The following is a 23605-nucleotide window of genomic DNA, read 5'->3' as shown; positions in this document are numbered from 1 at the left end:
CCTAAAAAACCCCCGAAAGTTGGATTGCTATCCAACTTTCGGGGGTTCTTTTTATTCACAGGCCCTATTCAGGCCCGACTTGATCCGGCCTGAGCAGTACGCAATCAGACCAGGCCAAAGTGGCGTTTATAGCGTTCGTCCATGGCCTCCAGATCCAGCAAGACAGGAAAGTCTGCCGTATTGAAATCCGGATCCCAGGCTGGCGCTCCACAAATCGTGGCACCCAGCTTCAGGTAGCCTTTAATCAACGGCGGGATACGCGCTGGCAAATCGCTGTTCAGTCGCTCAACCGGATAGCGATTCAAAGGCTGCACATGCGGGATGTGCTTGTTGTCCTGCATGGACTTTTGGGCCACACGCCAGACCTCGGCGGCTGTGACCCCATCATCGCGCAGGCTGACGCTGGCGCAACCCAGCAGGTAGCGATAACCACCGACACGCGTCAGAGCAGCAATACCGCCCCACAGCATCATGATGGCTGAACCAGTACGATAGTCGGGATGGATGCAGGAACGCCCCACTTCGACCATGCTGGGACGCAGCACATCCAGGGCACTGATATCAAACTCAGATTCCGAATAATAACCACCCGCTTTACTTGCGTTTTCAGGGGTCAGCAAGCGGTAGGTCCCTACAACCCGGTTCTCCCCGGGCTCGGTAACCATGAAATGCTCGCACCAGGGGTCAAAGCGGTCTATATCCAGACCATTATGCTGGTCTGGAAAGACGGCGTTCATTTCCTGGGTGAAAACCTGAAAACGCAAGCGCTGAAGGCATTCGAGTTCTGCCTGGGTACGAGCCAGACGCAAGGCTAAGCCTCCAACAGTATGCCCTGCCCAAGTATTTCCCCAATCCACTTCAGTACGTTCGCGCTCAAGATTTAGCATCGTGATGACTCCAAACACTTTTATGCATCATGCACAAACAATGTTTCAGGTATTTGATAGCCACATTACTATTTCATTAAATCCACTGCAAGCAAGGTATCAATACCGGCTTGAGCCAGATCGGCTTGCTCGGCCTCTACCATCAAGCGCAGCTTGGGTTCAGTCCCCGATGCGCGAATAAGCACCCGGCCACGGTCACCCAACATTTTCTCCACGTCACGGGTTGCCTGTTGCAAACCTGCATGGTTTTTCCAGTCCTGGCCCGGCTGCAACGGCACGTTGACCATAATTTGTGGGTACATCTTCAAGCCTTCCGTCAGTTCTGGCAGGCTTTTACCGCTATGGCACAGGGCAGTCAGCACTTGCAGGGCGGCAATAATGCCGTCGCCTGTCGTGTGCCAATCCAGGCACAGCAGGTGACCCGAGCTTTCACCACCAAAGACCCAGCCTTTTTGCTGCATCAATTCCAGCACGTAGCGATCACCCACTTTGGCACGCGCAAATTCCACGCCCAATTCCTGCATTTTCTTCTCAAAGCCCAGGTTGGTCATCAATGTGCCAACCACGCCTTTGACAGGCTGAGACTGCAGATGATCCGCAACAATTAGATACAATAGTTCGTCGCCATTGTAGATGCGTCCCTGGGCATCAACCATTTGCAGGCGGTCCGCATCCCCATCCAGAGCGATACCCAAATCGGCACTGTGCTTGCGCACTTCCTCAGCCAACTTCTCCGGATAGGTCGCACCGACTTCCTGATTGATGTTGAAACCATCAGGCTGAACACCCACGGCAATGACCTCTGCACCCAGCTCACGGAACACATGTGGGGCAATATTGTAGGCAGCGCCATGAGCCGCATCCACCACGATCTTGAGCCCATTCAGGTTCAGGTCGTTCGGGAAGGCACTCTTGCAAAACTCAATGTAACGACCAGCCGAGTCGGCCAGGCGACGGGCACGGCCCAGGGACTCAGACTTCACCCAATGCATGGGCTGGTCAATGGCCTGCTCAATTTTCAGCTCAATCTCGTCAGGCAGCTTGGTGCCCTGTGCGGAGAAAAACTTGATGCCGTTGTCGTAATACGGGTTGTGCGAGGCAGAGATCACGATACCGGCCGTCAGGCGCAAGGTACGCGTCAGATATGCCACAGCAGGCGTAGGCACAGGGCCAGCCAGCAACACGTCAATCCCCGCAGCCGACAAGCCGGCTTCCAGCGCCGATTCCAGCATATAGCCGGAAATACGGGTGTCCTTGCCAATCACTACGGTAGGACGGCCCGTTCCTTCATATTGGGCAGCCAGAACTTGACCGGCAGCGTACCCTAAGCGCAGGGCGAATTCGGGGTTAATGGTCGGGCCACCTACTTCACCACGGACACCATCGGTGCCGAAATATTTACGATCGCTCATTCAGAGACTCCACATTCAACCGCGTTCCACACATCCAGCGCTTCGCGCGTGGCGGCGACATCATGGACGCGCACAATTTTTGCTCCCCGTGCCACACAGGCAAGGGCTGCCGATAGACTGCCAATCAAACGCTCACTGGCGGGTTTTCCCGTGACATGGCCAATCATGGATTTACGCGACAAACCAATAAGCCAGGGGTAACCGGGCACTGCCGCCTGCTGCAAATCCCGTAGTAACTGATAGTTATGTGCCGCTGTTTTACCGAAGCCAAAACCGGGATCCAGCATGATACGCTCGGATTGAATGCCTGCGCTGACTATGGCCTCACATCGTTGTTGCAAAAAATGACGTACATCAACGACCACGTTGTCATAGTGAACCTGTTCTTGCATGGTTTTGGGCTCGCCTTGCATATGCATGATACACAGGCCGCAATCGGAGTCCTTGACCGCTTCTATGGCGCCGGGCATGCGCAAAGCATAAATGTCATTGATCATGTCCGCGCCGGCCGCCAGGCTGGCACGCATGACGTCGGGCTTGAATGTATCCACCGACAAGGCCACACCACTGTCGCGCAAGCCTTCAATCAGAGGAATAACGCGCTCGAGCTCTTGTTCCAGGGAAACGGGTTCGGCACCAGGGCGAGTCGATTCGCCACCAATGTCCAGAATGTCTGCGCCCTCGGCGATTAACTGACGGGCGTGGTCCAGCGCCCGAGGCAAGTCATTATGAGCATTGCCGTCATAAAAGGAGTCTGGGGTGACATTCACAATCCCCATAACCAAAGGGCGCTCCAGCCCAAACTGGAAGCGCCCACAAGACCACTCAGGGTAATTCATGAAATAGGCTTGGCCTACGTAAGTTAAGCAACTGGCGTTGTCGCCGCGGCACCCTCGTCATCGGCTGGTTTAGGACCAGCGGCTGGCGGCGTAGAACCGTCGGAGGAATTGCTGTCATTGCTGTTGGGCACATGAGGAGCCCGTGGTGGCAAACCTTTCATGATGTCGTCGATCTGGTCGGCATCAATAGTTTCCCACTCCAGCAAGGCCTTGGCCATAGCATGCATCTTGTCGCTATTGTCCTCGATCAGCTTGCGGGCAACGGCGTACTGCTCGTCGATAATCTTGCGAATCTCGGAGTCCACTTTCTGCATGGTGGCTTCGGACACGTGCGTTGTCTTGGTAACGCTGCGGCCCAGAAAGACCTCGCCTTCATTCTCGGCGTAGACAACTGGACCCAGGGAGTCTGTCATGCCGTAGCGAGTCACGATGTCACGAGCAATTTGCGTTGCACGTTCAAAGTCGTTCGATGCGCCTGTGGTCATCTGATTCATGAACACTTCTTCAGCGATACGGCCACCGAACAGAACCGCAATCATGTTCAGCAAGCGCTCTTTGTCCATGCTGTAGCGATCGCCTTCGGGCAATTGCATGGTGACACCCAAAGCACGACCACGAGGGATGATAGTGACTTTGTGAACCGGGTCCGTCTTGGGCAGCATGCAAGCTACCAAGGCGTGACCGGCTTCGTGATAAGCAGTGTTGCGACGCTCTTCCTCGGGCATGATCATGGTGCGGCGTTCTGCACCCATGATGATCTTGTCCTTGGCACGCTCAAAGTCTTGCATATCCACAGTGCGACCATTACGGCGCGCGGCGAACAAGGCAGCTTCGTTAACCAGGTTGGCCAGATCAGCGCCAGAGAAACCCGGTGTACCACGAGCCAGCACCACGGCGTCCACGTTGGAGGCCAAAGGCACTTTGCGCATGTGTACTTTCAAAATCTGCTCGCGACCACGAATGTCAGGCAAGCCAACAACGACTTGACGGTCGAAACGGCCAGGACGCAGCAAAGCGGGATCCAGTACGTCAGGACGGTTGGTAGCAGCAATAACCAATACCCCTTGGCCGGTTTCAAAACCGTCCATTTCGACCAGCAACTGGTTCAGGGTCTGTTCGCGTTCGTCGTTACCACCGCCCAGACCTGCGCCACGCTGACGGCCCACAGCATCGATTTCGTCGATAAAGATGATGCAAGGCGATTGCTTCTTGGCTGTCTCGAACATGTCACGCACACGCGATGCGCCCACACCTACAAACATTTCCACGAAGTCGGAACCGGAAATACTGAAGAAAGGCACTTTGGCCTCGCCTGCAATGGCACGTGCCAGCAAGGTTTTACCAGTACCAGGCGAACCGACCATCAAGATGCCACGCGGGATACGACCACCCAGACGCTGGAAGCGGGTGGGATCACGCAGAAAATCCACCAGCTCCTGCACATCTTCCTTGGCTTCATCGCAGCCAGCCACATCCGCAAAAGTAACAGGATTGGTATTTTCGTCCAGCAAGCGCGCACGCGATTTGCCAAAACTGAATGCCCCACCCTTACCACCACCTTGCATCTGACGCATGAAGAACACCCAAACGCCAATCAAAAGCAGCATGGGGAACCAGGAGATGAACAGACTGGTCAGAAAAGAGGGCTCTTCGCGGGCTTTGCCCGATACCTGCACACCGGATTTCACCAGCTCAGGCACCATCCACAGGTCACCGGGGGACGTCAGCGTGTAGCTGCGGCCAGAGTCCGGCGTGACATGCAGGGTATCGCCCTGAATATCTACCTTGCTGATGCGACCAGAACGGGCATCATTCATGAATTGCGTATAAGTGACGCCATCAGTGGCTGGTGGCCGGCCGTCAAACTGCTTGAAAACAGTAAACAGCACCAGCGCAATAACCATCCAGATCGCGACTTTGGAAAACGAATTGTTCAAAGCCAATCTCCTGCGATTGCGATAACTTGCCAAATACGCTTACACGTACCTGAACAAGCGCCATACATAGTTCATTCTACCCGATTCGAGGGCCAGCAAGTCATAAATTACCTGCCCTTCAAGCCTCGGGCAACGAGAAAGGTTTCGGCGGATTTATCGCGCGAAGCCTTGGGTTTACGCTCGACGACTCTGACAAAATTCTGCTTGAAAGATTCCACGATCTGGGAAAACCCGCTGCCATGGAAGGCTTTGACGATCAGCACACCTTCATCGGTCAGATGCTGCAGGGCAAATTCCTGTGCCAGCTCGCATAAATGCTGGATGCGGGCGGAATCGGCCGATGCCACACCCGACAAGTTGGGGGCCATATCTGAAATCACAAGGTCTACGGCTGCACCCTTCAAGGAATCTTGCAATTGCTCCAGTACCGAGTCCTCGCGAAAATCGCCTTGCATGAACTCTACCCCGGCAATTGGTTCCATTTCCAATATATCCAGTGCGATAATGCGACCATTGAGCACGCCACCGGGGCCGACCATGCGCTCACGTATCAGCTGCGACCAACTGCCCGGTGTAGACCCCAAGTCCACCACCACCTTGCCCTGAACCTGAATCTTCTCAAGATCCAATATTTCACTGAGTTTGAAGGCCGCGCGCGCGCGATACCCCTTTTGTTGCGCCAATTTGACGTAAGGGTCATTTATATGCTGCTGAACCCACTCTTTAGAGAATTTTTTCTTGGCCATTCCCGTACAATCTCTTTATGCCAAAACTCAACCTTACACCTCATGAGCGCAGCGAACTTCGTGCTGCTGCTCACGCTCTGCGCCCAGTTGTCCTGATTGGAGACAATGGCCTGACTGACGCCGTGATCAAAGAGATCACCGTCCACCTGCAGGCCCACCAGCTCATCAAGATCCGTGTGGCCGGTGATGACCGTCAGGCTCGTCTGACCATGTTAGAACAAATCTGCGATGCGCTCGATGCTGCCCCTATTCATCATCTGGGCAAAATCCTGACCATCTACAGACCCAATATTGAACGCCCCCCTGTTTTGGGAGCGCCTGTAGAAAAACCAACCCGTGCGGTGCGTAAACCCTCGGAGCCCTACACGCCCAAGAAACTGGCCGCTTCCGGTGTCCAGCGGACTCGCGGCACAGAGCGTGCCCGCCGTGCAGAAATGAAAGCTGAACGCAGCAGCACCCAGGAGAAAAAAGCCTCGGCCGCACCGCGCAGCGTTCAAAAGTTCTCGACGGGCAAACCGGCTGCTGCGCCTCGTAGCAATACCAACCGTCCTGGCAGTGCCATGTCCTTGCGGGCTGGCGCACGTCGCGGACTGGGTGGTTCGGGCAAACGCTAAACTGCCGTAAATTATAAGGCCCCCGCACGATGTACAGGGGCCTTTCTTTTGCGCGCTTGACGGAGCAGCAGAACAAGCCTGCTGCTCAAGGCAAGATCACACGTAGTTGACCGTCAGAATTTCGTATTCACGAATACCGGCTGGCGCCTTGACCTCGACCACATCCCCTTCTGTCTTGCCAATCAAGGCACGAGCCACAGGACTGGAAATGGAGATCTTGTTGGCGCGAATGTCGGCCTCCACATCGCCGACGATCTGGTAAGTCACGGTATTGCCGGACTCCAGGTCCTCGATCTCGACGGTTGCACCAAACACGATGCGGCCATCAGCTTCCAGCGTGGCCGGTTCGATAATCTGGGCATTGGACAAAGTGCCTTCCAGCTCGGCAATGCGGCCTTCGATAAAGCCCTGACGCTCACGCGCAGCATCGTACTCGGCGTTTTCGGACAAATCGCCTTGTGCTCGCGCCTCGGCGATAGCGTTAATTACATCTGGGCGTTCCACCGTCTTGAGGCGGTGTAATTCAACTTGCAAACGTTGTGCGCCCTGCGCAGTCAATGGGATCGCAGACATAGTATTCCTGCTTAACAAGTAAAAGACGCTCCGTAGCGGGAGCGCCTGGAAGATAGGGGGATAACGATGATGGGACAAACAATCAAACAGGTTGAATCGGCCGACTTGAAAGTCCTGCTGACCCTACAGCGCACATTCAAACACACTGCTCAAGCCAAACCTGCCGGCTGCCCCAATATGGCTTTTCCGACACAGTGAAATTCTGTGGCAGAAAAAAACCCCGCGAAGAACCGGGGTGTGAGAGCTATTGTCGGCAAACTGCCTGAAAATAGCAAGCCCCTGGAACTCCTGTGCATAAAAACAGAAGTCGGCAGGGGCGGCTGTTTACAACAAGCTGCCGCACAGCAACTGGCGAAGGAACAATCCCCTTGTCCAGCCCGAGCCAGCATGGATCAGCATTGGAACGACTACACCATGTTCTGGCGACGGCCTCGCAGCAAAGCGTGCAGCAAAATAGCACCAAAGGTGGCACAACCGATACCATCCAGACGGATAACACCGAACTGCAAGGAGAAGTTACCAGCCCCCAGAATCAAGGTGACGGCCGCGACCAGCAAATTACGGTTGTCGCTGAAATCCACCTGATTCACCACCCAGATACGCGCACCAGCAATGGTAATCAAACCAAATACGACGATGGACATGCCACCGAGCACAGGGCCGGGGATGGACTGGATGACGGCGCCGAACTTGGGTGAGAAGCCCAGGAAAATGGCGATCACCGCCGCAAAGGCAAACACCAGCGTGGAGTAGATGCGGGTAGCGGCCATCACGCCGATATTTTCAGCATAGGTTGTCACACCGGTACCACCTACCGAGCCAGACAGCATGGTGGCCACGCCATCACCCACAAAGGCACGACCCAGATAGCCATCCAGATCCTGGCCGGTCATGGCACTAACCGCCTTGATGTGCCCCAGGTTCTCGGCCACCAGAATAATGGCGACCGGCACAATCACCGTCATGGCGTGGGCCTGGAATACAGGGGCGGAAAAACTGGGTAGCCCCAACCAGGCGGCTTGAGCAACAGGAGCAAAATTGATCGCCGTGCCGTAGCCCATCACATTGGTAAATACCCAATACAGCACGCAGGCCAAAGCCAGACCCACCAGAATCAACAGGCGCTGGGCAAGCCCACGGGTATAGACCGCAATACCACCCACACACAACACAGTCATCAAGGCCATCATGGAATCGAAGGTGCCGCTCCCCATGGCGCCCTTGGCAGCGATGGGTGCCAGATTCAGGCCAATCACCGCCACGATCGATCCGGTGACAACAGGAGGCATCCAGTGGTTGATCAAACGCGCTGCGCCACCCTGAGTACGGGCATTGAATACCCAGACCAGAACACCGATCAAGGTGTAGACCAGACCGCAGATAATAATGGCCCCCAAGGCCACGCCAATATTGGGATTGGGGCCACTGCCGGCATAGCCGGTAACGGCAATCACACCACCGATAAATGCAAAGCTGGAACCCAGGTAGCTGGGAACCCGGCCACCGACAAACACAAAGAAAATCAGCGTACCAATACCGGACATCAAGATGGCCAGATTGGGATCAAAGCCCATCAACAAAGGGGCCAGAATCGTGGAGCCAAACATGGCCACCACGTGCTGAGCACCCATGGCAATGTTTTGCGGCGTGGCCAAACACTCGTCGGGCTGCACGACCGCACCGGGTTCGCTGCCGGATACACGGCGCCAACGCGGAAAGTAAGACTGAGACATAGAGGGTTCCAGAGAAGGAAGAAAGAAATACAGCGCAATTCGTTATACGTTGGCCCAGCACACCTGCAAGAGACGGGCCGATTCGTTGAGGCATGATTTTAAACGTGAAAGCCTCAACAAGGCACCTGAAAATAAGGTGGTAAGCGGTAAACCCCAACATAGAGCTGGCAGGTGAACATGCCCAAACGCCTTTGAGCCTCGATGTTCATGTTATATGCGATATATACCCAGCCTACCTGCCTGCGCTTGACTGGCCCATTACAATAGACAATCAGCCTGCCTTTGGCAGTCCGATTCCCTAGCAGAGTGATTACGCCAGCATGAGTACGTCTATTTGTCTGATCCGCCACGGTGAAACCGCCTGGAATGCCGTACGCCGTTTACAAGGCTGGCAGGATATAGAACTGAACGAGACCGGCCGCGAACAGGCCCGTGCCCTGCAAAACTACCTGAGGTCCCCGGCGTTTCGCCTGCCTGTGGACGCCGTCATCAGCAGTGATCTACAACGCGCCTCGGAGACGGCGGCGATTGCCTGTCAGCACTGGGAGATTGAAATTCAGCAAATCCGAGGACTGCGCGAGCGCGGCTTTGGCACACTGGAAGGCCAGGCCTGGGATGCAGTAGGCCGCCATGGCCCGGATCAGCCCGACGATAGCGTCGATATCGACTACGCCGTGGAAGGGGGCGAATCGCTACGCCAGTTTCAGACTCGGGTACTGGGATGTTTTGAAGGACTGGCCCAGGCGCATGCTGGCAAGAGCCTGCTGGTGTTTGCACATGGTGGCGTTATTGATATGGTCTGGCGCAAGCTGAACCAGCAGGCACTCGGTGCCAAGCGTACTCACGCAATTCTGAATACCAGCCTGAATTTCTTCAACATTGATGCAGACTTGAACTGGAGCTGTACCTCGTGGGGCCAGTTGCCACATCTGGACACGGCACTGGACGAACAAACCTAAGCCATACATCGCCATGATCAGGCTGGTATCCGCAGATCGGATCAGCTACAGCGTTCGATAAACCAGCCTGAGACTTGTGCGGAGTCCTGTCCGCCTGACTCACCTCATCAGTTCCTGACAGTGTTTCCAGCGCCACGCCCGCAAGCTTTATCCTTACGATAGCGACAGCCCTATACCAAGAAGAGCCACAGGCACTCTTGCGGTTGCGGTTGCGGTTGCGGTTGCGGTTGCGGTTGCGGTTGCGGTTGCGGTTGCGGTTGCGGCCAGAAGCATAGCCACGCTGAAGCCAACAAGGACTTCAAAAATCAGCTACAGGGGCAATGATCAGCTTTTTTTATTAAGTCGCGGCTTGCGCGGTGCCTGACGAGCCAGACGGTCATACAGCCAATTAGGCAAAAGACGCATCAGGCGCGAGACAACTCCCATCTGCCACGGAATGACTCGATAGGACACGCCCTGCTCGATGGTCTTGCGGGCTTTGCGGGCAAAGTCCTCAGCAGGCATTAAAAACGGCATGGAGTAAGGATTATGCGCCGTCATGGCCGTGCGGATATAGCCGGGGGTAATGGTGACAACAGATACCCCGTGCACAGACAGTTCCAGTCGCAGGCTCTCGCAATAGGCAATGACAGCCGCCTTGGAGCTGCTATAAGCTCCCGCACCAGGCAGGCCACGAATACCCGCCACGCTGGCAATACCCACCAAGGTCCCCTTCCCTGCGGCTTTCATGGTGCCGATAAAGGGTTCAAAGGTCGCCACCATGGCCAGCAGATTCGTATCCACAATGGCTTTGAAAACCGCGAAATCCTCGGCTTCCTCCGTCAAGGTGCCCGCGCTGATCCCCGCACTGGCAATAACCACATCAATCTTTTGCCCAGTGAACTGTAAAAAGTCCTGAGCGGCCAGATGCAAAGCGTCCCTGTCACGCACATCCGCCACATAAATACGGTGCTCTCCGGGCAAGCTGTCGGCCAGCGCCTGGAGTTCTTCCTGACGTCTCCCCAGCAAACCCAGGCAGGCACCTTGAGCCGCGTACTCCTGGGCCAGCGCTTTACCTAAACCGCTGCTGGCACCCGTGATAAAGACCGTTTTCATCTCTGGCTGCGCCCGATTATTACAGGAAGATCAAAGCAGCAATACCCAGCACCAGCAGCCATTTAAGAATGTAGTACAGGGTTTCGTTCTTTTTCTTGATGGCCTTGCCGAAACGACGTACTGCGTAGACTGTACCAAAAATACGGTTGATACCGCCGGTACGGTCGCCTTCCTGGTTCGGAGCGGCAGCAGCACGCAATAAGAAGCCACCCACGGCGTGGTTTATGGCTTGTGCCCAGCGATAACGCATGGGACGTTCTACGTCCGCAAACAAAATAATACGGTTCTGATCCGTTTTGTTTTCCGCGTAGTGAATAAAGGTTTCATCAAACACCACGGCTTCACCGTCACGCCAGTGATATCTCTGGCCGTCCACTTCGATATAGCAATCCGGGCTATTGGGCGTCATCAAGCCCATATGAAAGCGCAGCGAACCCGCGTAAGGGTCGCGGTGGCGCGGCAAACGGGCACCCGGAGGCAAAGAGGTGAACATCGCTGCCTTGATCGACGGAATATCCTTGAGCAGGCGGGTCGTCACCGGGCACAGCTCACGCGCCGAAGGGTGGTCGGCGTCATACCACTTCAGGTAAAAACGCGTCCAGCCGGTTTTGAAAAAAGAGTTAAAGCCCGCATCGTTGTACTTGTCAGAGGCCTTGATATGGCCTTCACCAAATAGCTGCTCGGCCTCGGCACGGATTTCGTCGCAGTGCTCGAGCAACTTGTTTAGCTCGGGAAAGTGTTTCAAATCCAGATACGGCTCATTGGGCACTGCCGAAAAACCATACATGAAGACGTTCAAAGGGGCCGTGAACGTGGAATGGTCCAGCAACTGGCGGGAAAAGCGGTGCCTGACTCGACCCCTGAAGTGCACAATAACCGTGCACACAATGAACAAGGCAAGAATGAACCATTTCACGACATGATCTCCAAAGAAGAAAACTTCTGCGCTGTGCTGGCCTTGGCCTGCGTGCTGCCCCATGGCCTTGTCTGATACACGAATAAAAAAAGGCGCACCTTAACGGTGCGCCTTTTTGACATGGAGCGACTTAGTGTTTCGCCAGCAGAGCGTGCAGCTCTTGAAGCGCGTAAACCTTCAAGCCATCACCATGACGCAAATACTGCAGGCCTTGTACAGCCGCTACCGCACCAGCAATAGTGGTGTAGTAGGCCAGATTGGCAGCCAGCGCATGTGTACGGATTGTACGCGAATCAACGATCGCGTTGCGACGCTCTTCAACCGTATTGATGACCAGGGAAACCTCGCCGTTCTTGATCATGTCCACAATGTGCGGACGACCTTCGGTAACCTTGTTCACCACTTGAACAGCCAAACCGGCCTGTTCAATGGCGCTTGCAGTACCACGGGTGGCGACAACCTTGAAGCCCAGCGAGATCAGGCCGCGAGCCACTTCCACCGCTTGCGGTTTATCCTGGGCGCGCACACTGATGAAGGCCAAGCCCCCTTCGGGCAGGGTCACGCTGGCAGCCATCTGCGACTTCACAAAGGCTTCAGCAAACGAGGTGCCCACACCCATGACTTCGCCGGTGGACTTCATTTCTGGTCCCAGAATCGTATCCACACCCGGGAACTTCACGAAGGGGAATACGGCCTCTTTCACGCTGTAGTAAGACGGCGTGACTTCTTCGGTAATACCCTGCTCGGCCAGAGTCTGACCTGCCATGGCACGAGCGGCAATCTTGGCCAGTTGCAAACCGGTTGCCTTGGACACGAACGGCACAGTACGCGAAGCACGTGGGTTCACCTCCAGCACGTAGACATCGCCGTCCTGAATGGCGAACTGCACGTTCATCAAGCCCTTCACATTCAAAGCCTTGGCCATGAGTGCGGTCTGACGCTTGATTTCAACCACGGTTTCGTCGCTGAGCGAGTAAGGAGGCAAGCTGCAAGCAGAGTCACCGGAGTGAACACCTGCCTGCTCGATGTGCTGCATCACACCGCCCACAAAGACGCGTTCGCCATCGGCCAGGCAGTCCACGTCCACTTCCGTGGCGTTGTTCAGGAAATGATCCAGCAGCACAGGCGAGTCATTGCTGACCTTGACCGCTTCGCGCATGTAGCGCTCCAGGTCTTGCTGTTCGTGCACGATTTCCATGGCACGGCCACCGAGCACGTAGCTTGGGCGTACCACCAGGGGGTAACCAATTTCGGCAGCCAGAGCGATCGCTTCGCCTTCGGTGCGAGCAGTACGGTTTGGCGGCTGACGCAAGCCCAGCTTGTTCAGCAGTTTCTGGAAACGCTCGCGGTCTTCAGCCACGTCAATGGACTCAGGGCTGGTACCGATGATCGGTACACCATTGGCTTCCAGAGCACGTGCCAATTTCAAAGGCGTCTGGCCACCGTACTGAACGATGGTGCCCACTGGTTTTTCGATGTGGACGATTTCCAGGACGTCTTCCAGCGTCAGAGGCTCGAAGTACAGACGGTCGGAGGTGTCGTAGTCGGTCGACACGGTTTCAGGATTGCAGTTGACCATGATGGTTTCGTAACCATCTTCGCGCAATGCCAGCGCAGCGTGCACGCAGCAGTAGTCAAACTCGATACCCTGACCAATACGGTTAGGGCCACCACCCAGAACAATGATCTTCTTCTTGTCCGTAGGATTGGATTCGCACTCTTCCTCGTAGGTCGAGTACATGTAGGCCGTATCGGTGGAGAATTCCGCCGCGCAGGTGTCCACACGCTTGTAGACAGGACGCACGTTCAACTGATGGCGCAGCTTGCGCACTTCCGATTCCACGGTATCCAGCAGGAAAGCCAGACGGCGGTCGGAGAAACCACGGCGCTTCAGACCAAACAAGGTGTCGCGGTCCAGATCGGCCAGCGTCTTTTGTTCCAGAGCCAGTTCGATGTCCACGATCTCTTTGATCTGGGCCAGGAACCAGGGATCGATCTTGGTCAGGTTGTGAACTTCGTCCAGGCTCAGGCCTTGAGCGAAGGCATCGCCCACGTACCAGATACGCTCTGGACCAGGTTCGCCCAGCTCGACCTGCAGTTTTTCGCGGTCGGTGGTTTTCTGGTTCAGACCATCCACACCCACTTCCAGGCCACGCAGGGCTTTCTGGAAGGACTCCTGGAAAGTGCGGCCAATGGCCATCACTTCACCCACGGACTTCATCTGGGTGGTCAGGCGCGAGTCGGCCTGAGGGAATTTTTCGAAGGCGAAACGTGGCACTTTGGTAACCACGTAGTCGATGGTGGGCTCGAACGAAGCGGGGGTCGCACCGCCGGTGATTTCATTGCGCAGCTCGTCCAGGGTGTAACCCACAGCCAGACGCGCAGCGATCTTGGCGATAGGGAAACCGGTGGCTTTGGAAGCCAGCGCCGAGGAACGGGACACACGTGGGTTCATTTCAATAACGATCATGCGACCGTTATCGGGGTTCACTGCGAACTGCACGTTCGACCCACCCGTATCCACACCGATTTCGCGCAGTACGGCGATCGATGCATTACGCATGATCTGGTATTCGCGGTCGGTCAGGGTTTGGGCAGGAGCCACGGTGATGGAGTCACCGGTGTGCACACCCATGGGGTCCAGATTCTCAATGGAGCACACAATGATGCAGTTGTCGGCGCGGTCACGCACCACTTCCATTTCAAACTCTTTCCAGCCCAGCAGGGATTCTTCAATCAGCAGCTCGTTGGTGGGCGATGCTTCCAGACCACGGCGGCAGATCGTTTCAAACTCTTCCGGGTTGTAGGCAATACCACCACCCGTACCGCCCAGCGTAAAGCTGGGACGAATAACGACGGGGAAACCGGCTGTGCCGATTTCTTCAGCAATACGCTTTTGAACCGCCCAGGCCTCGTCCATGGAGTGAGCCACGCCGGACTTGGCGGACTCCAGACCGATGGAGGTCATGGCGTCTTTGAACTTCAGGCGGTCTTCAGCTTTTTCGATAGCGGCAGCATTAGCACCGATCAGCTCAACACCATATTTTTCCAGCACGCCATGCTTGGCCAGATCCAAAGCGCAGTTCAGCGCCGTTTGGCCGCCCATGGTGGGCAAGAGCGCATCAGGACGCTCTTTTTCAATGATCTTCTCGACAGCTTGCCAGGTGATGGGCTCGATGTAGGTGACATCAGCCGTATCTGGGTCCGTCATGATGGTGGCCGGGTTGCTGTTGACCAGCACAGTCCGGTAACCCTCGGCCTTCAGGGCTTTACATGCCTGGGCTCCCGAGTAGTCGAATTCGCAAGCCTGACCAATGATGATCGGGCCGGCGCCAATGATAAGAATGCTTTTTAAGTCTGAACGCTTTGGCATAGTGCGGTTTATTTATTGGCCTGGTGAGCAGCCATCAGGCTGATGAATTTGTCGAACAGCGAGGCAATATCGCGCGGGCCGGGAGTCGCTTCAGGGTGACCCTGGAAGCAAAACGCGGGGCGATCTGTCAACTCGAAGCCTTGCAGGCTCTGGTCGAACAAAGAAATGTGCGTGACCTTGGCATTGGCTGGCAAGGTGGCGGCATCGACCGCAAAGCCGTGATTCTGGCTGGTGATGAACACGCGGCCACTAGCCAGTTCCTGCACGGGATGGTTGGCACCGTGGTGACCGTTTTTCATCTTCAAGGTCTGTGCACCAACGGCCAGGCCCATGATCTGATGGCCCAGGCAAATACCAAACACAGGCAGCTTGCGCTCCAGCAAGCCCTTGCAGGCTTCGATGGCGTAATCGCAAGGCTCTGGATCGCCAGGGCCGTTGGACAGGAACACACCATCGGGCTCGTAAGCCAGCACATCGGCCAGTGGCGTTTGCGCCGGCACGACGGTCACTTTGCAGCCACGGTCTGCCATCAAACGCAAGATGTTGGCTTTTACGCCAAAGTCGTAGGCCACCACGTGGAAGCGGTCTGTTGCAGGCTTCCCAAAGCCTTGGCCCAGTTCCCACGAACCTTCGGTCCAATTGTAGGTTTGGTCGGTGGTAACCACTTTGGCCAGATCCTGACCTTTCAGGCCAGGGAAAGAGCGGGCCAGTTCCAGTGCTCGTTCGGCATCATCACCCACCAGAATGCAAGCACCCATGGAGCCTTTCTCACGCAAAATGCGAGTCAGCTTGCGGGTGTCGATACCGGAGATAGCCACAACGCCCTGATCTTTCAGGTAGTCGGGCAAGGACTGGGTGGAGCGGAAGTTGGACAGGCGGGCGGGACAATCGCGAATGACAAGCCCGGCAGCGTGGGCCTTGTTGGATTCGGAGTCCTCTGGATTGACACCGGTATTACCGATGTGCGGATAGGTAAGCGTAACAATTTGACCGCTGTAGCTTGGGTCTGTCAGGATTTCCTGATAGCCCGTCATGGCTGTATTGAAAACGATCTCAGCAACACAGTGCCCCTCGGCACCGATTGATACCCCTTTGAATAGGGTTCCATCCGCCAGGGCTAGGACGGCACTAGTGATAGTGCGGGACTCCTCAGGAAATAAAGACGGCAGCACGTTAAAAACCCCGGATTCTGAAATTAATATTAAACCTTCTAATTATATGCTCAAACGAGGTTTTTCCGGTAGTTTATCGGTAGTAACACTGAAACCAGGCACGAAAACTTGGAAAATCGACTACAGTAATCGATTGGTTTGATGGCTTTGCGATGGACTAGTAACAGACATGACTACTCAGCTTGACTCTCTGCGCCAGTGCACAACCGTAGTGGCCGACACAGGCGATTTTGAAGCGATGCGCGCGTATCGCCCTACCGATGCAACAACCAATCCTTCCCTGATTTTAAAGGCTGTCCAGCAGGCGGCCTATCGGCCTTTGCTTGACCGTGTCATCACCGACCACCCTCATGCCAGCCTGGCTGAAACCAGCGATCTGCTGCTGGTCGCCTTTGGTCGACAAATTCTGGATATTGTGCCGGGCCGCGTCTCTACCGAAGTCGATGCCCGCCTGTCCTTTGATGCCCTGGCCAGCGTCGAGCGCGCCCGCCATATCATCCAGCATTACGAAAAAGCCGGTATCGCCCGCGAACGCGTGCTGATCAAACTAGCCAGCACCTGGGAAGGCATCCAAGCTGCCCGTACATTGCAGGCCGAAGGCATCAACTGCAACCTGACCCTCTTGTTCTGCCTGCCGCAAGCCATTGCCTGCGCCCAGGCCAAAGTCACCCTGATCTCGCCCTTTGTGGGCCGCATCTACGACTGGTTCAAGAAAACTGCCGGCCAGGAATGGGACGAGAGCGCCAACCAGGGCGAGAACGACCCCGGTGTGCGCTCGGTACGCAGCATTTACGAATACTACAAAACCTATGACATCCCCACAGAGATCATGGGTGCCAGCTTTCGCAATGTCGGCCAGATCAAGGCGCTGGCCGGTTGCGATCTACTGACCATCAGCCCCGAACTGCTGGGCCAGTTGGATGCAGCCCAAGGCGAGGTCCCGGCCATGCTGGATGTGGCACGTGCCAAGGCGGTTGCCCCTGAATGGCGTGCCAGCAACGAAATCACCTTCCGCACCGACCTGAACCAGGACGCGATGGCCACTGAAAAGCTGGCCGAAGGCATCCGTCAGTTCACCGCGGACGGTATCAAACTGGATGCCCTGATTCAACAGGCGCGCCAGCAGGCCTGACAAGCCGCCAGGTTCGATTCAGTAAAACAGGCCGCCTATCTTGCGGCCTGTTTTACTATCTATTAAGCATCCAATCGTTTGCTGGCCTTCTCTTTGCTGGGAATGAACGGACAAAAAAAACCGGCTCCTGTTTCAGGAGCCGGTTTTCTTAACACTTGAGCCAAGCAGCAATCAGAGCTTTTCCGTACCGCCACCTTGTGGCCGCCAAGCCAGCAGGCGGTCTTCAAACACACTGACCAGACCGTCCAGGATCAGCGCAAAGACGGTCAGCACCACAATACCGGCGAACACCGTATTCACATCCAGCGTGCCCTCTGCCTGCAGGATCAGATAACCGACCCCACTGGCTGAGCCCAGGTATTCACCCACCACGGCACCCACAAAGGCCAGACCGACCGAGGTGTGCAAGCTGGAGAACACCCAACTGGTGGCCGAAGGAATGTAGACGTGGCGCAGCAGTTGACGACGGCTGGCACCCAGCATGCGGGCATTGTCCAGCAGTGTGGTGCTGACTTCACGCACACCTTGGTACACGTTGAAGAACACAATAAAGAACACCAGCGTCACCGCCAGAGCTACTTTGGACCAGATACCCAGACCGAACCACATGCCGAAAATCGGCGCCAGAATGACGCGCGGCATGGAGTTGGCAGCGGTCAGATACGGGTCCAGCAAGGCCGCCGCACGCGGCGACAGGCCCAGCCACAGACCGCAAGCCAGACCAGCAATCGTACCAATGGCAAAAGCCAGCAGGGTTTCGCTCAAGGTCACGCCCAGGTGCAGGTAAATATCACCGTTGGTGACGAACCAGGCCCAGATCACCTTGACCACTTCCAGTGGCTGACCAAAGAAGAAAGCTACTTTGGGGTCCAGCGTAAAAAAATGCCAGGCAGCCAGAATGACGATGAGCAGCGAGATTTGCCAGACGCGCAGGGCCAGCTTGGATTGAGTAATAGATTTAGACATATCAGGCACGCTTTTGCTGGGCATAACCCTTCAGAACTTCATCACGCAAGACGGCCCAGATTGCCGCATGCAATTCGACAAAGCGAGGATCATTGCGTACTTCGGCCACGTCACGAGGGCGTGGAAGATCGACATGAAATTCGCCGATGGGATGAGTACCCGGCCCGGCTGACAGAACCACCACTCGATCGCTCATGGCAATGGCTTCGTCCAGGTCGTGAGTGATGAACAGCACGGCTTTACGCTGCGCCATCCAGATCTCCAGCACTTCGTTTTCCATCAATTGGCGGGTCTGAATGTCCAGTGCCGAAAACGGCTCGTCCATCAGAATGATGTCAGGGTCACGAATCAGGGTCTGGGCCAGCATGACGCGTTTGCGCATACCGCCCGACATCTGATGCGGGTAACGATCCTCGAAACCACCCAGCCCAACTCGCTTGAGCCACTCCTGGGCACGGGCGCGAGCCTGATCCTGCGGGACACCGGCAAACTCCAGACCGGCCATCACGTTAGATTCAGCACTGCGCCAGGGCATCAGTGCTTCACCCTGGAACATATAGCCTGCACGCTCGTTCACCCCTTGCAGGGGTTTGCCAAACACTCGGACTTCGCCCGACGAAGGGCTCAGCAAGCCCGCCCCTACGTTCAGGAGCGTGGACTTGCCGCAGCCCGTTGGGCCTACAACCGACACAAACTCGCCTGGAGCAATACTCAGGCTGGCGTCACGAACCGCTGTGTACGTACCTTTGCCATCCCGGGAGGCAAAAACACAGCTGATGTTATCTAAAGAAAGTGCTGCCTCAGACATTGGGGTACTTCTTGTTGGCATTGTCAGCAAATTCATTGGTGTAGATTTTGCTGATATCAATCTTGGATGCGTCCAGATTCGGCACAAAAGCGGCCAGTGCATTCAAGGCGGTAGCAGGACCATCAGCATCTACCAAGCCGTTGGGCGAGAGTGCTTCTTTGTTGGCATCCAGACATTGCTTGTACAGTTCCACGTCACCGAGCAGATAGGTTGCGGGCACGGTCTTGGCAATGGTTTCGGCATCATTGGCCTGAATCCATTTGTCGGCGCGCACGATGGCGTTGGCCAGAGCCTGAGCCGTGTTCGGATTCTTGGTGATGAAGTCTTCAGAGGCGTACAAGCAGGCCGAAGGCATATTGCCACCAAAAATAGCCTTGGTATCGGCAAGGGTACGAGTGTCAGCAATAACACGCACTTCGTTTTCTTTAAGCAAGGTGCCGATCACCGGATCCAGATTGGCCATGGCATCAATCTGCCCCGTACGCATGGCGGTGACGGCACCGGCGCCCGCGCCTACACCGATAAAGGCCACGTCCGAAGGTTTCAGACCGTTTTGCTCCAGATAAAAGTTGACCATCATATTGGTCGAGGAGCCCGGTGCGGTCACACCGATTTTCTTGCCTTTCAGATCGGCTGGCGACGTATAGTCAGCCATCGTCTTGTTGGACACCGCCAACACAATAGCCGGCGCACGCCCCTGCTGCACAAAGGCGCGGTACATCTGCCCTTTGGATTGCAGGTTGATGGTGTGTTCAAAGGCGCCCGACACCACATCGGCACTACCGCCAACGACGGCTTGCAAAGCTTTGGAGCCACCCGCAAAGTCCGCCACTTTGACCTTAAGACCTTCGTCTTCAAAGTAACCATTGATCTCAGCAATAGACAAAGGCAGATAGTAGATCAGCGCCTTGCCACCGACGGCAATGGTCAGGTTTTTTTTCTCGATTTCTTGCGCACGGCCCAGCGATGGCAATGACAGCGCCAAACCCGATGCTCCAACCAGTTTGAGCGCATGACGACGAGTCAGTTTCATGGCAATCCCCTTCTTGTTGTTGGTCATTAATTATTTAGGTTTGATACTTATACTAAAAAACAAAAGGGGGGTATCCCCCCTTGTCCACCAAGCGGTCAAACCCGATTACGTGGCGCGACGCTCCATCAAGGCCCAGGCAATGGTGCTGGGGTCTACGTACTCCAGCTCGCTGCCGGCTGGCACACCGCGGGCCAGTCGAGTCACTTTCAAACCTTGGCTAGTGAGCATTTCCGCCAGATGATGGGCGGTGGTTTCGCCCTCTGCGGTGAAATTGGTCGCTAGAATCACTTCCTGCACTTGGCCATCACTGGCTCGCTCTAGCAAGCGGTCAAATTGCAAGGCATCCGGCCCTATGCCTTCCAGTGGCGTCAAACGCCCCATCAGCACATAGTAAAGGCCTCGATAGCCATGCGTAGCCTCGATCATGTTTTGATCGGCAGGTGTTTCCACCACACACAACAACGCCGGATCACGGCGGGGATTGGCACAGGTTTCACAAATAGCTTGGACTGTAAAACCATTGCAGCGCTGACAGTGCTGCAGTGCCGTCGTGGCATGTTCAAGAGCCCGGCTTAATTGGTCGGCACCTACCAAATCATGTTGCAACAAATGGTAGGCCATGCGGCGAGCGCTACGCTCACCCACACCGGGCAGCCGACGCAGAGCCTGGATCAGAGCCCGAAGCGGTTCGGGCTCTGCGATCTGCGGTTCGTTCATTAGAACGGAAGCTTCATACCGGGAGGCAGTGGCAGGCCAGCGGTGACACCCGCCATTTTTTCCTGCGAAGTAGCCTCGGCTTTGCGCTGTGCATCGTTAAAAGCAGCAGCAATCAAATCTTCCAGCATCTCTTTTTCGTCTTCCAGCAGGCTGGGGTCGATAGAGACACGGCGCACATCGTGGCGGCAGTTCATGATGACCTTGACCAGACCACCACCGGAAACGCCCTCGACCTCGATATCGGCCAAGGCTTCCTGGGCCTTTTTCATGTTTTCCTGCATTTGCTGCGCCTGGCGCATCAAGCCGGCAATCTGACCTTTCATCATGGTTTGGTTTTCCTGATTGATAGAAATTGACAATGGGCCATTCAGGCGGCCCGAACCAAAGGAGTGGCCTTGATTGACCCGGCTTTGACGCTGCCGTCAAAGTCCTGGATCAGGCTCAAGACAAAGGGATCCTGGGCAACCTGCTCTTCGGCCTGTCGCTGACGCTCGGCCAGCTTGGCCTGCTCCACGGCATGCGCGGTAGCATCGCCTGTATCCCCGTATTCGATCACCAACTGAATGGACTGGGCAAAGTATTCCGATAGAACAGTGCGCAAGCGCGCTTTGCCCTGGCTACCTTCAGTAGCCTTGATTTTGGCACGCAGGTGGATTTCCTGGCCTTTCACGCCCAGCCATTCGCTCTGGCGGGCCAGTTCGGCAGCCCAGCCGCTTAAGGGCAAGCTGGTTGCCACGTCGGGCCAGGTTTCCGGTTTCATGCCGCCCAGTCGCACGGTGCGCGGGTTGTCCGAACCGCTCTGCGGCACGGGCAGGCCCAGTTCGGTGTCGGGCATGAAGCGATCAGACATGGACACAGACGGTACATCGCCGTCTTCTTCGGCACGAGCCGCGTCCATATCCAAAGGCTGGTAATTCTCGAATTCTTCGTCCATGCCCTCGGACAACCAGGCGGGCTCTTCTGGACCATCTTGCGTGGCAAAGGCTGGCGGGGCCTTGTCTGCCACAGGCTCCACACGGGCGGCGGCCTGGGCTTGAGACGACATCAGGGGCTGAGCACTGCTCTTGCCCTGGGACTTGGAGGATTCTGCTGCAGGGCCGGCAGAAGTGGACTCTGCGGCTGGCTGGGCTGACGGAGCGGATGGCGTTGATAGCGCTTGGGCGGCTTCAACAGCGCTGCTGTCAGCAACTGCGGTCGCCGCTTCTTGAGGCTGACTGGTCGCGGAACCGGCTTCAACGCTTGCGTCCGCTGGGGCAGATTCTGAAGTGTCATAGCTGACCCCTGCGCCGGCAGGCTCGGGAGCATCTTCCCAGGCAGGTACAAAACCGTCGTCAGCAGGGATGGATTCTGCGACTGACGCTGCTGGGGCTGCATGTGCACCGGCAACATCAACGGCCGGGGCGGCTGCGGTGGCAGAGGCCTGTGCCTGCTGAAATGCGGCCTGTGGATCAATCGCAGGCTGGGGTGTTTGTGTTGCTTGTACTGCTTGTGCCGTTTGCCTTGGCTGTTCTGTTTGCGCACCCTGCTCAACTTGCTGTGCAGGCGCAGCAGAAGCGGTTTCAGAACCCGAAGGCCCTGCCGGCGGTGGCACATACGCCGAGACAGGTTCGGGCAACAAGGCCAGCATGCGCAAGCACGCCATCACAAAACCGGCGTACTCATCCGGAGCCAAAGACAGCTCCTGACGACTGTGCACCGCGACCGAATAAAACAACTGCACATGATCAGGCGAGAGTGTGGGTGCCAATTGCCGCACCGCCTCTGCCAACGGATCATCATCTGAAATCGTGCCAGGGATGCGCTGCTCGATAGCGATACGGGACAACAAGGTTGCCAAATCCGCCAGAGCACCCGAATAAGACAGGCCACGCATGGCCAGATCATCGGCCACACCCATAATGGCCTGCGCATCGTAAGCGACCAGCGCTTGCAGCAATTGCGCCAAGTGGCGTTGATCAATGGTGCCCAGCATGGCTTGCACAGCCTGGGCGCTGAGATCGCCCGCGCTATAGGCAATGGCCTGGTCGCTAAGCGACAAGGCATCCCGCATGGAACCATCGGCGGCCTGTGCCAGCAGGCGCAAGGCGGGCAACTCGAACTGCATTTCTTCCTGGGTCAGAATGTCCTGCAGGTGGCCCACAATCGCAGGCACGGTCATCTGCTTCAAATTGAATTGCAGACAACGCGACAAGACGGTGACCGGAATTTTTTGTGGGTCTGTGGTCGCCAGAATGAATTTGACGTGCGCTGGCGGTTCTTCCAGCGTCTTGAGCATGGCGTTGAAGGCGTGCCCGGTCAGCATGTGAACTTCGTCAATCATGTAGACCTTGTAGCGGCCCGAGCTGGGGGCGTAGACCGCCTGCTCCAGCAACTGGGTCATCTCTTCCACGCCCCGGTTGGAGGCGGCGTCCAGCTCTACATAGTCAATAAAGCGGCCAGCATCAATCTCGGTACACGCGCGGCAAACGCCACAGGGCTTGGAGGTGATACCAGTTTCGCAGTTCAGCGACTTGGCCAGAATACGCGACAAGGTGGTCTTGCCCACGCCGCGTGTGCCCGTAAACAACCAGGCATGGTGCAGGCGCTGGGTATCCAGGGCGTGCGTCAGAGCGCGCACCACGTGGTCCTGACCAACCAGGGTGTCAAAGGAGCGAGGGCGCCACTTGCGGGCCAGAACGAGATAGGTCATGCGA

Annotated in this window: 20 protein-coding genes; 3 read left to right on the top strand and 17 right to left on the bottom strand. The window is 56.2% G+C overall.

The annotated features are described in order from the left end of the window. Window positions 1-104: 104 nt before the first annotated feature. From AC6I6N_RS11735 to AC6I6N_RS11715, 5 genes are all read right to left on the bottom strand, one after another. Window positions 105-887, bottom strand: coding sequence for a GNAT family N-acetyltransferase (locus AC6I6N_RS11735; protein ID WP_094195838.1), 783 nt, complete (start codon window positions 885-887; stop codon window positions 105-107). Between the two features lie 68 nt (window positions 888-955). Next, on the bottom strand, window positions 956-2299 hold the full coding sequence (gene glmM / locus AC6I6N_RS11730) for a phosphoglucosamine mutase (RefSeq protein ID WP_108727992.1): 1344 nt from the start codon (window positions 2297-2299) through the stop codon (window positions 956-958). Then, the gene (gene folP, locus AC6I6N_RS11725; protein ID WP_162496907.1) at window positions 2296-3138 is read right to left on the bottom strand and encodes a dihydropteroate synthase; all 843 of its coding nucleotides are present in this window, start codon (window positions 3136-3138) and stop codon (window positions 2296-2298) included. The genes glmM and folP overlap by 4 nt, the downstream gene beginning before the upstream one ends. A 23-nt stretch (window positions 3139-3161) precedes the next feature. Next, a complete protein-coding gene (gene ftsH / locus AC6I6N_RS11720; RefSeq protein WP_094195836.1) occupies window positions 3162-5075 on the bottom strand; it encodes an ATP-dependent zinc metalloprotease FtsH in 1914 nt (637 codons plus the stop codon). 107 nt (window positions 5076-5182) lie between these two features. Continuing rightward, the gene (locus tag AC6I6N_RS11715; RefSeq protein ID WP_094195835.1) at window positions 5183-5821 is read right to left on the bottom strand and encodes an RlmE family RNA methyltransferase; all 639 of its coding nucleotides are present in this window, start codon (window positions 5819-5821) and stop codon (window positions 5183-5185) included. Window positions 5822-5838: 17 nt separating this feature from the next. Here AC6I6N_RS11715 and AC6I6N_RS11710 point away from each other — a divergent pair, with 17 nt between their 5' ends. Next, the gene (locus AC6I6N_RS11710; protein WP_094195834.1) at window positions 5839-6435 is read left to right on the top strand and encodes a YhbY family RNA-binding protein; all 597 of its coding nucleotides are present in this window, start codon (window positions 5839-5841) and stop codon (window positions 6433-6435) included. Between the two features lie 96 nt (window positions 6436-6531). On the opposite strand, the gene greA is transcribed toward AC6I6N_RS11710, so the two are convergent. Together greA and AC6I6N_RS11700 are read right to left on the bottom strand one after the other, a co-directional pair. Further along, window positions 6532-7008 (bottom strand): transcription elongation factor GreA, encoded by a 477-nt coding sequence (gene greA / locus AC6I6N_RS11705; protein WP_094195833.1) that lies wholly within the window; start codon window positions 7006-7008, stop codon window positions 6532-6534. Window positions 7009-7415: 407 nt separating this feature from the next. Then, window positions 7416-8741, bottom strand: coding sequence for a solute carrier family 23 protein (locus AC6I6N_RS11700; RefSeq protein WP_094195832.1), 1326 nt, complete (start codon window positions 8739-8741; stop codon window positions 7416-7418). Between the two features lie 320 nt (window positions 8742-9061). Between AC6I6N_RS11700 and AC6I6N_RS11695 the strand changes: the two genes are divergently transcribed. After that, window positions 9062-9700: a histidine phosphatase family protein gene (locus AC6I6N_RS11695; protein ID WP_094195831.1), complete on the top strand. Its 639-nt coding sequence runs from the start codon at window positions 9062-9064 to the stop codon at window positions 9698-9700. A gap of 324 nt (window positions 9701-10024) precedes the next feature. Here the strand turns inward: AC6I6N_RS11695 and AC6I6N_RS11690 are convergent, their stop codons facing one another. The 4 genes from AC6I6N_RS11690 to carA all read right to left on the bottom strand — a co-directional run bounded on the left by AC6I6N_RS11690 (window position 10025) and on the right by carA (window position 16256). Further along, entirely contained in the window at window positions 10025-10795 is a 771-nt protein-coding gene (locus AC6I6N_RS11690; RefSeq protein WP_321353198.1) for an SDR family oxidoreductase, read from the bottom strand. A gap of 19 nt (window positions 10796-10814) precedes the next feature. Further along, a complete protein-coding gene (lpxO, locus tag AC6I6N_RS11685) occupies window positions 10815-11711 on the bottom strand; it encodes a lipid A hydroxylase LpxO (protein WP_108728747.1) in 897 nt (298 codons plus the stop codon). A gap of 130 nt (window positions 11712-11841) precedes the next feature. Then, window positions 11842-15084 (bottom strand): carbamoyl-phosphate synthase large subunit, encoded by a 3243-nt coding sequence (gene carB, locus AC6I6N_RS11680; protein WP_094195829.1) that lies wholly within the window; start codon window positions 15082-15084, stop codon window positions 11842-11844. Window positions 15085-15092: 8 nt separating this feature from the next. After that, window positions 15093-16256, bottom strand: a complete 1164-nt coding sequence (gene carA / locus AC6I6N_RS11675) for a glutamine-hydrolyzing carbamoyl-phosphate synthase small subunit (RefSeq protein ID WP_162496908.1) — start codon at window positions 16254-16256, stop codon at window positions 15093-15095. Between the two features lie 169 nt (window positions 16257-16425). Between carA and tal the strand changes: the two genes are divergently transcribed. Further along, window positions 16426-17388, top strand: a complete 963-nt coding sequence (gene tal / locus AC6I6N_RS11670; RefSeq protein ID WP_125277006.1) for a transaldolase — start codon at window positions 16426-16428, stop codon at window positions 17386-17388. Window positions 17389-17559: 171 nt separating this feature from the next. Here the strand turns inward: tal and AC6I6N_RS11665 are convergent, their stop codons facing one another. The 6 genes from AC6I6N_RS11665 to dnaX form a co-directional block, all read right to left on the bottom strand. Next, window positions 17560-18354 carry an ABC transporter permease gene (locus tag AC6I6N_RS11665; RefSeq protein ID WP_395029011.1) on the bottom strand — a complete coding sequence of 265 codons (795 nt, stop codon included), beginning with the start codon at window positions 18352-18354 and terminating at the stop codon, window positions 17560-17562. A gap of 1 nt (window position 18355) precedes the next feature. Continuing rightward, window positions 18356-19162, bottom strand: coding sequence for an ABC transporter ATP-binding protein (locus tag AC6I6N_RS11660; RefSeq protein ID WP_094195827.1), 807 nt, complete (start codon window positions 19160-19162; stop codon window positions 18356-18358). After that, on the bottom strand, window positions 19155-20195 hold the full coding sequence (locus AC6I6N_RS11655; protein ID WP_376913287.1) for an ABC transporter substrate-binding protein: 1041 nt from the start codon (window positions 20193-20195) through the stop codon (window positions 19155-19157). Before AC6I6N_RS11655 ends, AC6I6N_RS11660 begins: the two co-directional genes overlap by 8 nt. A 105-nt stretch (window positions 20196-20300) precedes the next feature. Then, window positions 20301-20912 (bottom strand): recombination mediator RecR, encoded by a 612-nt coding sequence (recR, locus tag AC6I6N_RS11650; RefSeq protein WP_094195826.1) that lies wholly within the window; start codon window positions 20910-20912, stop codon window positions 20301-20303. Beyond that, window positions 20912-21238: a YbaB/EbfC family nucleoid-associated protein gene (locus AC6I6N_RS11645; protein WP_094195825.1), complete on the bottom strand. Its 327-nt coding sequence runs from the start codon at window positions 21236-21238 to the stop codon at window positions 20912-20914. Before AC6I6N_RS11645 ends, recR begins: the two co-directional genes overlap by 1 nt. Window positions 21239-21279: 41 nt before the next feature. Further along, a complete protein-coding gene (gene dnaX / locus AC6I6N_RS11640) occupies window positions 21280-23601 on the bottom strand; it encodes a DNA polymerase III subunit gamma/tau (protein WP_321353201.1) in 2322 nt (773 codons plus the stop codon). Window positions 23602-23605: the final 4 nt, after the last annotated feature.

The organism is Alcaligenes sp. LTN-3 (assembly GCF_059735605.1).
This window is presented reverse-complemented; position numbering and strand designations above follow the sequence as displayed.